The organism is Tessaracoccus sp. MC1865, assembly GCF_017815535.1.
Lineage (GTDB): Bacteria > Actinomycetota > Actinomycetes > Propionibacteriales > Propionibacteriaceae > Arachnia.
Genome location: NZ_CP072596.1, coordinates 2,730,712 through 2,745,671, shown reverse-complemented (window position 1 = coordinate 2,745,671; position 14,960 = coordinate 2,730,712). Strand labels below are relative to the sequence as shown.

Here is a 14,960-nt window from a genome sequence, read left to right as displayed (position 1 = left end):
ACGCGTCTGCAGTGTTCATCGCACAGCTATGAAGCGCTCAGGCCTGCAGCTAGCAGCTCGGGTGCTCCCGGGCACCGCCCGGCAGAGGGAGCCAGGTGGTGCTCCGGCAGGCCTGCTCGAACACCGCCTCGACGGTGTTCTGAGCCAGACGCTCCGGCAGGCGCCGGAGGTGCTTGACGAGGCGGTTCCGGTTGATGACAGTGACGTCCTCCGGTGCCGCCTTCACGACGAAGGTGTCGGCATTGACGGGCACCACCACCCCTCGCACACTCACGTCGAAGCCGGTCGCCTTGGTCAGGAGTTTCGATGCGCGGCTCGCCTCGTATCTGGAGTTGCGGATGTGCGGCTGGCGCACGCCGTTGACCATGAACGTGTTGCCGCCCACCCATACCTTCATGCCGTCGTGGTTCTTGGAGTTGATGGTGAACACGCCGCCGGGGCCGATGAGGACATGATCGATGTCTGAGTCGTTGGAGCCAACGGGAATCGAGTGGAGGAACAGCCAGCGCGCGTCCTTCCTCTGCAGCTTCTCGAGCTCCGCGGCGACCAGTCGCTCACCGATGGCGCCCCGCTCCCAGGAGGAACGGGCATGTTTGCCGAGGAAGATGCGCCGCAGGAAGGTGGCGCGCTGACCGGCGGCGTGGGCAGCGTCGATCTGGGCCTGAAGCGAGGCGCCTGGGCGGTTGGCGGCCAGGTCAGCCATCACGGGTTCAGATGCTGGGGATGCTTCGGGGTCCTTCGACCCGCCGCCGCCGGCCGGCTGCGGAAACGTCGCCGCTACGACAGCCGGCAGGGGCTCGCTCTCGCGCGGCACACCCACGACGTGGGGTTCGGCCCGCACAGGCGCTTCCGGGTCTTTCGACCGGCCGCGGGCCGCCAGCTCAGGAACCAGGTTCGAGCCAGGCTCGGGGACCGTCAGACGCCAGGAGTCGACGGCAGCCGTCAGCTCGTCGCTGAGCTCGGGCGACTCCGGGTGCAGCGTTCCGGCGAGCACGTCCAGGTAACCCACCTGGACGTCGTCGCGGTTCACGTACAAGCGGTCCTTGCCGAAGCGCTTCCAACGCTTGTACGTGACCACACCCGTTGCTTCATCCCCCATGGGCGACGAGGCTAGCCGCGATCCATCCGGACCGCGGCCAGCCCGCCGGAATCAGGCGCGGGGAGGGTCTCGTCGTGGAACGCGATGACGGTGTCCCGGTCGAGCGACATGGCGAAACGGTTGTGCCACCGGAACTCGAACCACGCCCAGAGGGAGCTCAAGCCCAAGCCACGACGACATTGCCCTGCGGCTCGACTCCACAGGCGGCTGGCAGAAGCGCCCAGCCCTACACCGATTTTGACTTCTTCGCAGAGTCTGTCTAGTATTGGCCTTCGCGCAAGCGACTGCTGAACAAGCAAAACCCCCAGTCACATGGGGATTCATGCTTATTTGCGGGCTGATCCACCCAGATCAAGCGATTTGACACGGGGGAGGCCAACAAGTAAAGTTCTGCGGGTTGCCCAAGCGGCAAATACAACTCAACGGAACAAGCCAAACCGGCCGATTTGACAGGCTGGAACACGGCAAGTAAAGTTGATCGAGTTGCCCCAAGCGGAAATCGCACTGGAAATGGTGTGTTTGATGCGCGGGTCGCACCCGAAACTTGAGAACTCAACAGTGTGCTTTAAGTCAATGCCAAATACATGCACTGGCAAGGCTTTTTGGAGTCTTGTCGTGCGAACCCGTCTCCCAGCTTTGGTTGGGGATGGATTCCTTTGAATTAATATTGATTAAAGTCCAGTTTTTTGGATTTTGTCGGTATCAAACTAGTTGACAGTTGAGCAGGTGCCTTTTGGGGTGTCTGTGCTGATAATTTTCAACGGAGAGTTTGATCCTGGCTCAGGACGAACGCTGGCGGCGTGCTTAACACATGCAAGTCGAACGGTAAGGCCCTTTCGGGGGTACACGAGTGGCGAACGGGTGAGTAACACGTGAGTAACCTGCCCTTGACTTTGGGATAACTCCTGGAAACAGGTGCTAATACCGGATACCAGCCTTCACGGCATCGTGTTGGTTTGAAAGCTCCGGCGGTCAAGGATGGACTCGCGGCCTATCAGCTTGTTGGTGAGGTAGTGGCTCACCAAGGCTTCGACGGGTAGCCGGCCTGAGAGGGTGACCGGCCACATTGGGACTGAGATACGGCCCAAACTCCTACGGGAGGCAGCAGTGGGGAATATTGCACAATGGACGCAAGTCTGATGCAGCAACGCCGCGTGCGGGATGACGGCCTTCGGGTTGTAAACCGCTTTCAGCAGGGACGAAGCGAGAGTGACGGTACCTGCAGAAGAAGCACCGGCTAACTACGTGCCAGCAGCCGCGGTGATACGTAGGGTGCGAGCGTTGTCCGGATTTATTGGGCGTAAAGAGCTTGTAGGCGGTTTGTTGCGTCGGTAGTGAAAACTCAGGGCTTAACCCTGAGCCTGCTTCCGATACGGGCAGACTTGAGGAAGGTAGGGGAGAATGGAATTCCTGGTGAAGCGGTGGAATGCGTAGATATCAGGAGGAACACCAGTGGCGAAGGCGGTTCTCTGGACCTTTCCTGACGCTGAGAAGCGAAAGCGTGGGGAGCAAACAGGCTTAGATACCCTGGTAGTCCACGCCGTAAACGGTGGGTACTAGGTGTGGGGTTCATTCCACGAACTCCGTGCCGCAGCTAACGCATTAAGTACCCCGCCTGGGGAGTACGGCCGCAAGGCTAAAACTCAAAGGAATTGACGGGGCCCCGCACAAGCGGCGGAGCATGCGGATTAATTCGATGCAACGCGAAGAACCTTACCTGGGTTTGACATATGCCGGAAACATCTAGAGATAGGTGCCCCTTTATGGTCGGTTTACAGGTGGTGCATGGCTGTCGTCAGCTCGTGTCGTGAGATGTTGGGTTAAGTCCCGCAACGAGCGCAACCCTCGTCCTATGTTGCCAGCGGGTAATGCCGGGGACTCATAGGAGACCGCCGGGGTCAACTCGGAGGAAGGTGGGGATGACGTCAAGTCATCATGCCCCTTATGTCCAGGGCTTCACGCATGCTACAATGGCCGGTACAAAGAGCTGCGAACCTGCAAGGGTGAGCGAATCTCAAAAAGCCGGTCTCAGTTCGGATTGGGGTCTGCAACTCGACCCCATGAAGTCGGAGTCGCTAGTAATCGCAGATCAGCAACGCTGCGGTGAATACGTTCCCGGGGCTTGTACACACCGCCCGTCAAGTCATGAAAGTCGGTAACACCCGAAGCCGGTGGCCTAACCCCTTGTGGGAGGGAGCCGTCGAAGGTGGGACCGGTAATTAGGACTAAGTCGTAACAAGGTAGCCGTACCGGAAGGTGCGGCTGGATCACCTCCTTTCTAAGGAGCCTGTAGCAGCACAGTTTTTGACTGTGGTGCTCATGGTCGTGTTCTGGGACAGATGTTTCCAGCGCGGCCGGCACCGGAATGTGGAACATTGACTTTTCATGCCTGATCAGAAGTCTGGTCCGATTAGTACAACCCTTCGGGGAGTGGAACGTGGGTCTGGGTGGAGTGAGGGTTAAGCACGCTGTTGGGTCCTGAAGGGTCGGTTGCTTTTGCAACGCCTTCTAGCGGACCATGCCGGCAGTCGCCTTTCGAGGTGGTTGTTGTCCTGGGCTCGCCCGTATTTTGAGAACTTCACAGTGGACGCGAGCATCTTTGTAGATTTTTTGACAAGCTACTAAGTGCGATCGGTGGATGCCTTGGCACCAAGAGCCGATGAAGGACGTTGTAACCTGCGATAAGCCATGGGGAGCTGGTAAACGAGCTTTGATCCGTGGATTTCCGAATAGGGAAACCTTGAAATACCGGAGTCATGTCCGGCAACCTCTGCCTGAATATATAGGGCAGTTGGAGGGAACGTGGGGAAGTGAAACATCTCAGTACCCACAGGAAGAGAAAACAATAGTGATTCCGTTAGTAGTGGCGAGCGAACGCGGAAGAGGCCAAACCTCGTGTGTGTGATAGCTGACAGGCGTTGCATGCGGGGTGTTGTGGGGCCGTTCTGGTTGCGCTGTCGAGCAGCCACAGAGTAAAAAATGATCAGTGAAGTTGAAGTGTCTGTGAATGGCACAGCAGAGAAGGTAAGACTCCTGTAGGCGTAAGTTGATCACTCTGGAGCGTCACCCCAAGTAATGCGGAACCCCTGAAATTCCGCATGAATCTGGCGGGACCATCCGCTAAGCCTAAATACTCCTTGGTGACCGATAGCGGACAAGTACCGTGAGGGAAAGGTGAAAAGTACCCCGGGAGGGGAGTGAAATAGTACCTGAAACCGATCGCATACAATCCGTCGGAGCCTTTCGGGGTGACGGCGTGCCTTTTGAAGAATGAGCCTGCGAGTTAGTGGTACGTGGCGAGGTTAACCCGTGTGGGGAAGCCGTAGCGAAAGCAAGTCCTAATAGGGCGTTTTTAGTCGCGTGCTCTAGACCCGAAGCGAAGTGATCTATCCATGGCCAGGTTGAAGCGACGGTAAGACGTCGTGGAGGACCGAACTCACTTGGGTTGAAAACCGAGGAGATGAGCTGTGGATAGGGGTGAAAGGCCAATCAAACTTCGTGATAGCTGGTTCTCCCCGAAATGCATTTAGGTGCAGCGTCGCATGTTTCTTACCGGAGGTAGAGCACTGAATGGTCTAGGGGGCCCACAAGCTTACCGAAATCAGTCAAACTCCGAATGCCGGTAAGTGAGAGTGCGGCAGTGAGACTGTGGGGGATAAGCTTCATAGTCGAGAGGGAAACAGCCCAGATCATCAGCTAAGGCCCCTAAGCGATAACTAAGTGGAAAAGGATGTGGAGTTGCGGAGACAACCAGGAGGTTGGCTTGGAAGCAGCCACCCTTGAAAGAGTGCGTAATAGCTCACTGGTCAAGTGATTCTGCGCCGACAATTTAGCGGGGCTCAAGTTATCCGCCGAAGCTATGGCATTCACACGTTTAAGCCGTAAGGTTGTGTGGATGGGTAGGGGAGCGTCGTGTGCGCAGTGAAGCGGCGGGGTGACCCAGCCGTGGAGAGCACACGAGTGAGAATGCAGGCATGAGTAGCGAAAGACGGGTGAGAAACCCGTCCGCCGAATATCCAAGGGTTCCAGGGTCAAGCTAATCTGCCCTGGGTAAGTCGGGACCTAAGGCGAGGCCGACAGGCGTAGTCGATGGACAACGGGTTGATATTCCCGTACCGGCGAAATATCGCCCCTGCCGAACTGGATGATGCTAAGCACGCGAGGTGTGGTGATGTCTTCGGACGGATCTTCACTGAGTCTGTGACCCAAGTTCATAGTAGGCAAGCTGCGGAGGGACGCAGGAAGGTAGCTCTTCTCGGTTTTGGATATACCGGGTCAAGTGTGTAGGGCGAGACGTAGGCAAATCCGCGTTTCATTAAGCCTGAGACATGATGTGTCGGCAACTTTGGTTGTCGTAAGAGTGATCCTATGCTGCCTAGAAAAGCTTCGTGAGCGAGATATTAGCCGCCCGTACCCCAAACCGACACAGGTGGATAGGTAGAGAATACTAAGGCGATCGAGAGAATCGTGGTGAAGGAACTCGGCAAAATACCCCCGTAACTTCGGAATAAGGGGGACCTGATGCGTATTAGAATTTACTTCGAAAGCGTTGAGGGTCGCAGAGACCAGGCCCAAGCGACTGTTTACTAAAAACATAGGTGCGTGCTAAGTCGTAAGACGATGTATACGCACTGACTCCTGCCCGGTGCTGGAAGGTTAAGGGGAAGGGTTAGCCTCACGGCGAAGCCTAGAACTTAAGCCCCAGTAAACGGCGGTGGTAACTATAACCATCCTAAGGTAGCGAAATTCCTTGTCGGGTAAGTTCCGACCTGCACGAATGGAGTAACGACTTGGGCGCTGTCTCCACCACGAACTCGGCGGCGAAATTGCATTACGAGTAAAGATGCTCGTTACGCGCAGCAGGACGGAAAGACCCCGGGACCTTTACTATAGTTTGGTATTGGTGATCGGTGTGACTTGTGTAGGATAGGTGGGAGACTTTGAAGCTTGGACGCCAGTTCAGGTGGAGTCATCGTTGAAATACCACTCTGGTCACTCTGGTTATCTAACCTAGGTCCATTATCTGGATCAGGGACAGTGCCTGATGGGTAGTTTGACTGGGGCGGTCGCCTCCCAAAAGGTAACGGAGGCGCCCAAAGGTTCCCTCAGCCTGGTTGGCAATCAGGTTTCGAGTGTAAGTGCACAAGGGAGCTTGACTGCGAGAGAGACATCTCGAGCAGGGACGAAAGTCGGGACTAGTGATCTTCTGGTGGCACATGGAAGCGCCAGGACTCAACGGATAAAAGGTACCCCGGGGATAACAGGCTGATCTTGCCCGAGCGTCCATAGCGACGGCATGGTTTGGCACCTCGATGTCGGCTCGTCGCATCCTGGGGCTGGAGTCGGTCCCAAGGGTTGGGCTGTTCGCCCATTAAAGCGGCACGCGAGCTGGGTTTAGAACGTCGTGAGACAGTTCGGTCCCTATCCGCTGCGCGCGTAGGAGTCTTGAGAAGAGCTGACCTTAGTACGAGAGGACCGGGTCGGACTAACCTCTGGTGTGCCAGTTGTTTACCAAAAGCACGGCTGGTTGGCTACGTTGGGACGTGATAACCGCTGAAAGCATCTAAGCGGGAAGCACACTTCAAGATGAGGACTCCCACAGAATAATCTGGTAAGGCCCCTTGTAGACCACGAGGTGATAGGTCGGATGTGGAAGCACAGCAATGTGCGGAGCTGACCGATACTAATAGGCCGAGGGCTTGTCTTTCTACAAAGATGCTACGCGTCCACTGTGAGGTTCCCGAGATACGGTCGGGAACACACAACTCAACACAGACTTGAGCAAGGTGTATCCGAACGCTATTTCCCATAGTGTTACGGTGGCCATAGCGAGAGGGAAACACCCGGTCCCATCCCGAACCCGGAAGTTAAGCCTCTCTGCGCCGATGGTACTGCGAGGGGGACCTCGTGGGAGACTAGGACGCCGCCGGACTTCTTTATAACAAACCCCCCGAACCTCGTTCGGGGGGTTTGTTGCATTTACAGCCCCTTTTGCAACGCCCTCCAGCGGGGTCGTCGGCGTCGGGCGTACGGTATCGGTAGCATTTCGACAGACTCCACGTCTCACCCGCTACCGGAAGCTTGTGTCCATGAAAAGACTCGTTCTGGGGCTCGCCCTGATGCTGACCGCCTGCGGGGCCACGGCGCCTTCGGCGTCTCCTTCCGGTGCCGCGACGCCCACGCCGGCACCCCCGTCTCCCACTGCCACGGTAGTTATCCTGGCGTCGCCGGTCTTCTACGAAACTATTGATGACATGGCAGCGAAGTCGGATGCCATGGTCTCGGTGCGGATCGTCGGATCGCGCGGCGAGATGGTGCTCCCCGACTACAGTTCCGACGACCCACTCATCAACCCCTACGCAGGCACCACGAATACGCCGTCCCCAGCCGAACTCAAGCAACTGGGGACTCCGACGACGGTCTACCAAGCTCTGGTCACGCAGGCATTCGCGGGCAACCTCAAGACGGGCGAGGAGATTGAGATCCTCGAAGTGGGTGGTGTGGTGGGCGGTGTGGCCTACGAGATGGGTGGCACGCCTGATCTGCCGAGCGACCTGCCCGATCTCCTCTTCCTCGCGGAGGCCGGGAAGCACGGTCGCTATGTGACCGCGGGCATGGCTCAGGGTCGGTTCAAGGAGGTGGGTCCGGGCCAGTACCGGAGCATCGATCCCGCGCTTCCCCAGCTGGCGCTGAACTCCGCCAGCGAGATGGCACGTGTGAAACGCGTCATCGAATCCTGATCCGTACCGCGGGCATGGGCTGTTCTTCGAAGGAATGTCGTGACATATTTGGAACCCGCCAGGTAGACTGGGTACCCGAGCAGGCGCACCGTAGCGCGGACTCCCTGAGGAGGGACTGACATGAGTGCCATTACCGTTTCCCGCAAACTTGGATCGTACGGTGGGCGAATCGCTGAGCGGGTAGCCCAGGAGCTGGGCTGGAAGTTCGCGGATCGCCCCTTCGTCGATCGCGTCATCAGTGAGTTCGGACTGATCAGGCTCTCGGAGCTCTACGACAAGCCCCCGACATTGCTCGACCTGTTCAACGAGAACACCTCGCAGACCATCGACTGGATGAACAAGACGCTGGTGACCTTGGCCGCCAAGTACGACGTCGTCATCCTGGGGCGCGGCGGCTTCGCCGTGCTGAAGGGGCACTCCGACGTGTTCAATGTGCTCGTGACGGCGCCGGACGAAGACCGGGTCAGGCGCGTCATGGAGGACAACCGGGTGTCCCAGGGCGTCGCCGCGGAACTGGTCGAGCGCGATGTCGACACGAAGACCCGCTTCGTCCGCCGCTACTACGGGGAGAACTGGGCAGCAGAGGACAGCTATGACCTGGTGGTGGACACCTCCCAGGTGAACGAGGACGAGGCCGTGCAGCGGATCATCGACTCCGCTCGCGAGTGGTTCGGCTCCAACGACGGTCCCAAGATCGCCGAAGTGGGCGTCGACCCGATCCTGGTACAGACCATCGAGCAGCGCTTCGAGGAGGAAGTCCTCCTCTACAAGGAGTAGGACCCCGTGGCGTGACCGCACTGCTGGACGCGAGATTCCAGTGAGCCGGGCTGACCATCGGACGAGCTCGTCCCTGACGGCTCAGTCCAGATCGAGCCGGGCGAGCTGGTCCGGGGAGTAGGTGGCGAGCTGCTCGCCCACCGCGACCACGGCGAAGCCGTGCGAACCGATGCGCCAACTGCCAAGGATCTCGCCGGTGGCCAGGTCCAACTCATGAGTGTAGAAGTCGGCGGACAGCAGATTGCCGCGCTGCAGGAACGGTTCGTGCAGCCGGAAGCCGTACTCGCTCACCCACAGGATGTCGCCGTCGGGCGCGACCGCCGCGGTCTTGGTGTCGTCTGCCACCACCAGCACGCCGTCGATGGTGGCCGCAGTTGGCGGGATGGCCATGCCGAAGGCGCTGCCCATGGCGGTGCGGACCAGCGGGCCCTCCGTCGCACCCGTGGTGGCGTTGACGCGCAGGAGGGCGCCGTCCTGATCCAGGAAGGCGGGGACGGTGATGTCGCCTGCGCGCGGGTCCCGGTAAGGGAAGGCCAGACGGACGCCGGCCTCGGTGCGGGTGATGGGCTGGAGCCGGTAGTCGTAGGCGACCGCGCTGCTGCCCGCGTTGCACCACAGCCTGTTCCCGTCGTCGACGAGCCGGCTGCAGTGCGGCATGCCGACGAGCTGGCCGCTCGGGACGTCGATGAAGGCGGTGCGGGCACCGATCCAGAGGGCCGTGAGACCGTCGGCGACCCGACGGACGCGGGGCCGGTCCAGTGCGGGCCCCTCCGGGTACTCCTCGGGACGGATGATGATGCGGTTGTCCGAGAACAGGTCGGCGTGGCCCTCCTCCTGTGACAGGTCGATCTGCCAGGCCTGCGTGAGGTCGCCGTCGAGGCCGGTGATGAGGGCGTGCGGTGCGGGAAGTCGCTGTTCGAGGACCAGGACGTGGCCGTGGTCGACGACAAGGCCGGTGATCCAGCCGTCGAAGTCCGCCGACGACGCGGTCGCACCCGTGGCGGGGTCGATGCGGTGGAGGGTCCAGTTGGTGCCGAGGCCCCGCTCCCGTTCGAAGGGCTCGGCGCAGAGGAGTTGCCCGCCCAGCAGATCGTCCGCGCAGAAGACCCCGTCCATGGGGCGGCGCCACCGCTCCTTTCCGGTGGCGGCGTCGAGACCGTGCAATCGGGTGCTGCCGCCCTGTTCCTCGCGCGTCACGACCGCCCACGTGTCCCCGGCATCGATGGCGAGGGTGCTGTCCATGAAGCCGCTGAGGGACGTCTCGAACCTGCCCTCGCCCAGATCTGGGCGGAGGTCGACGAGGTCCAGCGACCACACGGTGGGGACGTCGCCGGTGGGGCGTGGGGGCGGACTATACGGATCTGTGGGGTCGGTCGGAAGCTGCCCTGACGGGGTGCGGCCGGGGTCTCGGTCGCCCAGCCAGCTGATGACGTTCCAGCCGCCGACGAGCACGATGATCGAGAGGATCGTGACCGTGATCACGGGGGCCCAGAGCCGCAGTGTGCCGCGGGCCTTGCGCTGTGGGCGCCGGCCAGGCCGGTGCAGCGGCGACTGCCGTGGAGGTGGAGGTTGAGGAGGCCATCCCGCCGGTGGTGCAGGAGGCTGTGGTGGTGAGGTTGGCTGTGGTGGAGCTGGCGGCTGCCTGCCGTCGAGGTGGTGCCAGCCGTCGGGGCGCTGGAAGTCGACGCGCGGCCTTGCCCCGCGCCCACTGAATGGCCACCTCACAGCCATGCGACCCTCCTCCTCGTGCCCCCGCGAGGGTACCGGAGCGGCGGTTCGTGCTGCGGGCTGTCGTATCTTGGGAGCCATGAGTAAATACGCCGGCCGCCGCGGTTTCTATTTCGCGCCGCAGTGCGCCAAATGCGGCCTGAGCACCGGAGTCTTCGAGGTGCTCGGGCCCGGCGACATGCCGGAGCGCTGGGGATGCTGGGATCCCCGCTCGCAGCAACTGCACTCTGACCGGACGGACACCGACGGCTGGCGGATGATGATGCAGGCCGGCGGGCTGGACAACGGCGTCGTGGGTGAGGCCATCGAACTGGACGACGACAGCGCCGCAGCGCTCCACCGTCGGTTGTCCGAGGGTGACGTCGAGGCTCTTGAGTCCGCGAGCGACGACCTCCTCGGCCACTGTGTGCAGTGTGGGGGGTTCTACTGCCGTCTGCACTGGCGAGCGAATCGTTGCCCGGAGGGGCACCTGCGCGCGCAGGCCTGATCCTCGGGCGACGGGACCGACGCCTAGTTGTTCAACGCGGCGCGGACCGTCTCCTGGAGTTCCCTCCAACTCACGGCGAACTTCTCCACGCCCTCGTCTTCCAGCACCTGGAAGACGTCAGCGAGGTCCACCCCGGCGTCGGAAATCTCCCGGAGGACCCGGCGGCCCTCCTCCTCGGTGCCTTCCATGGGGCGACCGACGACGCCGTGGTCCGCGAAGGCCTCGAGGGTCTTCTCGGGCATGGTGTTCACCACGCCGCGGGCGACCAGCTCGCTGACGTACATCGTGTCCGGGTAGGACGGGTCCTTCGTGCTCGTGGAGGCCCAGAGGGGTCGCTGCGGGTTGGCACCCTTCGCCTTCAGCGCGGCGAACCTCTCGGAGCCGAAGACCTCCTCGTAGGCGCCGAGGGCGACCTGGGCGTTGGCGATGGCGGCCTTGCCCTTCAGCTCTTCGTGGCCCAGCTTCTCCAGCCGGGCGTCGATCTCGGCGTCGACCCTGGAGATGAAGTACGACGCGACGGAGTGGATCTTGCTGAGGTCGCGCCCGGCCGCGTCGGCGGTCTCGAGGCCGGTGAGGTAGGCGTCCATCACCTCGCGGTACCGGCCCTCGTCGAAGATGAGGGTCACGTTCACGGAGATGCTGCGCCCGATCGACTCCGCGATGGCGGGGACACCCGCGCTGGTCGCCGGAATCTTCACGAGGAGATTCTCGCGGCCCACGGTGTCGTAAAGTTCCTGGACCTGGGTGACGGTGGCGTCGGTGTCGTGGGCCAGGTCCGGGGTGACCTCGATGGAGACGCGACCGTCGAACCCGTTGCTGGAGGCGTAGATGTCGCGGAAGAGGTCTGCGGCGTCGCGGACGTCGGTGGTGGTGGCCAGACGGATGGCCTCGTCGACATCGGTGAGATCCGCGAGCTGTTCGGCGTACGCCTCGCCGTCGCTGAGGGCCTTGGCGAAGATGGTGGGGTTCGTGGTCACCCCGACGACGTGTTTCGTCGCGATGAGCTCGGCCAGATTGCCTGTGGTGAGGCGGTCGCGCGAGAGGTCGTCGAGCCAGATGGAAACTCCGGCGTCTGTCAGGGACTTGAGACGGTCTGTCATGGGGAACCCTTCTCCTGGAGTGGTGACTCGAGCCTATGTCGCGCTGCGGTGCACCTGTCGAGGAGCGACGGATTCGTTAGTCTGGCCATGACCGTAACGCGGCGGTCGAGAGCTGGAGGGTACGAACATGGCGGATGTGGTCGTGGTGGGGTCGGCGAACGTCGACCATGTCGTCGAGATCGACCACCGGCCCGACGGCGGGGAGACCATCCTCGGCTCAGACCTCGTGTTCACCCCGGGCGGCAAGGGCGCGAACCAGGCGGTAGCCGCCGGTCTGGTGGGCGGTCGGGTGGCGTTCCTCGGCTGCGTCGGCACGGACTCCACCGGGGACCTGCTGATCGGCTCGCTGGCAGGGGCCGGCGTCGAGTTGGCTGGGATGTCGCGGGTGGAGGCGCCCACCGGGGTCGCCATCATCATGTTGACCCCGGACGGCGAGAACTCGATCATCGTGGCGCCCGGCGCCAACCGCTGGGTGACCCCGGAGTTTGTGGCCTCGCACGCGGACCTGCTGGCTGAGGCCACCGTCGTGGTGGCGCAGTTGGAGATCCCGATGGAATCGGTGGTGGAGGCGGTGTGGCACGCGCCGAACGCGCGCCTGGTCCTGAACGCCGCGCCGGCCCGGGAGTTGCCCGCCGAGCTGCTCGCCGAATGTGACCCTTTGGTGGTCAACGAGTCCGAGGCCGCGTTCCTCCTGGGCGTGGAACCCGACGACGGGGCCCAGCTCGCCCGGGGCCTGCTGGCCCGGGGCGCCCGGTCTGCCGTGGTGACGATGGGCGGTGCGGGGGCGTTCGTGGCTGAGGGGTCGTCGGAGCCCGTGCACATCGCGGCCGCCGTGGTGGAGGCGGTGGACACCACCGGCGCCGGCGACGCATTCGTCGGTGCGTTGGCGGTGCGGTTGGCGGAGGGGTCAGGCTTGGCCGAGGCGGCGTCGTTCGCTGCGCAGGTGGCGGGTGTCGCCGTGACGCGACGGGGGGCCCAGGCGTCCTACCCCCGGCGTGACGAGGTGCCGCCGACCGCGTAGTTGTGGGACCCCGCCGGTAGGGTGCTGGCGTGTGGAAATCAGCGGTGGGCGGCGTCGGCGCATTCCTGACGGTCAAGGCGGTGTTCATCGCTGCTCTGGCCGCTGTGGTGGGCGCCTTCCCGCTCGCCCAACTGACGGCCGGTGATGCGGGGTGGTACCTGAGGATCGCGCAGGAGGGGTACCCGGAGGCGGTCCCGGGTGGGTTCGCGTTCTTCCCGCTGTTGCCTGGGCTGACCAACATCCCGCTGGCCCTCGGGGCGCCGGGCGAGTTGGCGCTGTTGGCAGCAGCGTGGCTGGGCTCGGTGGTGGCGGTGATCGGGATCCAGCGGGTGGGTTATGAACTCGGCTCGGGCGCCGTCGGATTCTGGTTGGCGTTCTGCTGGGCCGTGGCGCCTCGGTCAGAGCTCCAGGCGATGGGTTTCGCCGAGGGCTGGGTGGCGGCTTTTGTGGCGTGGGGAATCTGGGCGATGCTGACCCACAGATCCTTCGTCGCCGGGATCATGGGACTGCTCGCGGGGCTGACCCACGTGTCAGGCCTGCCGTACCTGGCGACGCTGTGGCTGTGGTGGCTGGCGGGTGTGGGCGGTAGCCGACGGGAACGTGGTTGGCGGTCCAAGGTGCGCGTGGACCGGCTGGGCGCCGCCGTCCTGGGCTCTTTGGGGCTCGGGTTGTACTGGCTGTACGTCGGTTACCGCATGGGTGCGGCGAGCGGCTTCCCGGAGATGTTCGCGGGCCGTAATGGCGGGCTAGGGTCGCCTGTGGACGGGCTGGTGCGGGTGTGGGGAGTGCTCACGGGTCAGGCCGACGGCGTGACGTGGGCCGGTGCCGGAACGGATGCGGTTGCTGTGGCCGTGGCAGTGGTGCTCGTGCTGGTGCTGATCTACATGAGGGAGCACTGGCTGGTGATCGTCCCGGCGGCGCTGGCAGTGGTACTCGCGCTGATGCAGGGGCGGGTCGAGGGGATGGGGGCGCTGCTGCTGCCGTGGTTCGTACTGTGGTTGCCACTGGCACGGTTGTTCGCCCGGGTGTCGCCGTGGGTGATGGTGCCCCTCGCGCTTGCGCTCACCGTCGGCTCTGCGATGTGGGGGATCGACGGGGCGATGTACCGCTGGTCGCCGTAAGTTATCCACAGCTTCGCTGATAGGGAGGGCAAGTGACCCCCGGCGTTGTTTAGATGGGGCTCGGATTGTGGATCGGAGTTCTTCATGAGGCTGTGTGTGGCCGCCGTTGCCGGCGCTGCGTTGCTGGTTGGGTGTACGGCGGGGGCGGTGGAGTCGCCGGAGCCTGAGGTCGAGAAGACGATGGTGTCCGCTTCGCCGTCGATGTCGCCGAGTGTGAGTGTGTCGCCGAGTGCCGGCCCGAGTCCCTCGCCGACGACGTTTGAGTCGTACCCGGGTGAACTGCCGACGGAGGATGCGGAGTCGGCGGCCATCATCGCTGGTTGGCAGGAGTATCAGCGGGTCTTGGCGAAGTACCTCGCTGATCCCGAGGGCTATACGGACTTCTCGGAGACCCAGTACGTGACGACGGGTGACCAGAGCAACCACATCCTACGGAACGTCGAGATCTATCGGGAGAACGAGATCCGCAATCTAGGGGGTCTAGTTTTTGAATCCCTTTCAGTTGGCGAGATTCAAGACTTCCCTTCGGTGCGGCGTGGGGAACTCACCTACTGCGTTGATCGGAGTGCTGTGGAGATCCGCAAATACGACGGTGACCCGTACCCGACGGCGGGGTTATCTCCGCGTTACGTCGAAACAGCGACGATGGAAGAGGGCCAGGACGGCGTCTGGCGAGTTGCGCTGATCGAAAACGATCAGGAAGAAGCATGCTGATCCGTACGCGTTCGCTTCTCGCGGGCGTAGTCCTCATGCTGTGCATTTCTGTGTCGGGCACCGCGGCGGCGGAAACCAAGGAGATCTGTGGAGCCCGAGATTCGTCCGGCATCTGCCTCTTTATGATTACCCTCGAAGGTAGTGATCCTCCTAGTTCGAAGGAGGATGAAGGG

General features: G+C 62.3%; 10 protein-coding genes and 3 rRNA genes. 9 read left to right on the top strand and 4 right to left on the bottom strand.

What is annotated here, in order from left to right; translation table 11 throughout:
• Nucleotides 1–49: 49 nt before the first annotated feature.
• Nucleotides 50–1,099, bottom strand: coding sequence for a nuclease-related domain-containing protein (locus J7D54_RS12800; RefSeq protein WP_209455136.1), 1,050 nt, complete (start codon nucleotides 1,097–1,099; stop codon nucleotides 50–52).
• An 11-nt stretch (nucleotides 1,100–1,110) separates the two neighbouring features.
• On the bottom strand, nucleotides 1,111–1,260 hold the full coding sequence (locus J7D54_RS12795; RefSeq protein WP_182763401.1) for a hypothetical protein: 150 nt from the start codon (nucleotides 1,258–1,260) through the stop codon (nucleotides 1,111–1,113).
• Between the two features lie 596 nt (nucleotides 1,261–1,856).
• On the opposite strand from J7D54_RS12795, the gene J7D54_RS12790 reads away from it, so the two are divergent.
• From J7D54_RS12790 to J7D54_RS12770, 5 genes are all read left to right on the top strand, one after another.
• Nucleotides 1,857–3,377: ribosomal RNA gene (locus J7D54_RS12790) — 16S ribosomal RNA — on the top strand.
• A gap of 333 nt (nucleotides 3,378–3,710) precedes the next feature.
• Nucleotides 3,711–6,806, top strand: a 23S ribosomal RNA gene (locus J7D54_RS12785).
• 108 nt (nucleotides 6,807–6,914) lie between these two features.
• Nucleotides 6,915–7,031: ribosomal RNA gene (gene rrf / locus J7D54_RS12780) — 5S ribosomal RNA — on the top strand.
• The 16S, 23S and 5S rRNA genes sit together here, the layout of an rRNA operon.
• A 322-nt stretch (nucleotides 7,032–7,353) precedes the next feature.
• The gene (locus J7D54_RS12775; protein ID WP_182764222.1) at nucleotides 7,354–7,839 is read left to right on the top strand and encodes a hypothetical protein; all 486 of its coding nucleotides are present in this window, start codon (nucleotides 7,354–7,356) and stop codon (nucleotides 7,837–7,839) included.
• Nucleotides 7,840–7,959: 120 nt separating this feature from the next.
• Complete coding sequence (locus tag J7D54_RS12770; protein ID WP_182764221.1) at nucleotides 7,960–8,616, top strand: AAA family ATPase; 657 nt, start codon at nucleotides 7,960–7,962, stop codon at nucleotides 8,614–8,616.
• Nucleotides 8,617–8,697: 81 nt separating this feature from the next.
• Here the strand turns inward: J7D54_RS12770 and J7D54_RS12765 are convergent, their stop codons facing one another.
• A complete protein-coding gene (locus J7D54_RS12765; RefSeq protein WP_182764220.1) occupies nucleotides 8,698–10,098 on the bottom strand; it encodes a PQQ-binding-like beta-propeller repeat protein in 1,401 nt (466 codons plus the stop codon).
• A 325-nt stretch (nucleotides 10,099–10,423) separates the two neighbouring features.
• On the opposite strand from J7D54_RS12765, the gene J7D54_RS12760 reads away from it, so the two are divergent.
• On the top strand, nucleotides 10,424–10,831 hold the full coding sequence (locus tag J7D54_RS12760) for a hypothetical protein (RefSeq protein ID WP_182764219.1): 408 nt from the start codon (nucleotides 10,424–10,426) through the stop codon (nucleotides 10,829–10,831).
• Between the two features lie 23 nt (nucleotides 10,832–10,854).
• On the opposite strand, the gene tal is transcribed toward J7D54_RS12760, so the two are convergent.
• Nucleotides 10,855–11,931, bottom strand: coding sequence for a transaldolase (gene tal, locus J7D54_RS12755; RefSeq protein WP_182764218.1), 1,077 nt, complete (start codon nucleotides 11,929–11,931; stop codon nucleotides 10,855–10,857).
• Nucleotides 11,932–12,058: 127 nt separating this feature from the next.
• Between tal and J7D54_RS12750 the strand changes: the two genes are divergently transcribed.
• From J7D54_RS12750 to J7D54_RS12740, 3 genes are all read left to right on the top strand, one after another.
• On the top strand, nucleotides 12,059–12,952 hold the full coding sequence (locus J7D54_RS12750) for a ribokinase (protein WP_182764217.1): 894 nt from the start codon (nucleotides 12,059–12,061) through the stop codon (nucleotides 12,950–12,952).
• Between the two features lie 29 nt (nucleotides 12,953–12,981).
• Entirely contained in the window at nucleotides 12,982–14,073 is a 1,092-nt protein-coding gene (locus J7D54_RS12745) for a hypothetical protein (protein WP_182764216.1), read from the top strand.
• Between the two features lie 96 nt (nucleotides 14,074–14,169).
• Nucleotides 14,170–14,787 (top strand): hypothetical protein, encoded by a 618-nt coding sequence (locus J7D54_RS12740; protein ID WP_182764215.1) that lies wholly within the window; start codon nucleotides 14,170–14,172, stop codon nucleotides 14,785–14,787.
• Nucleotides 14,788–14,960 lie beyond the last annotated feature (173 nt).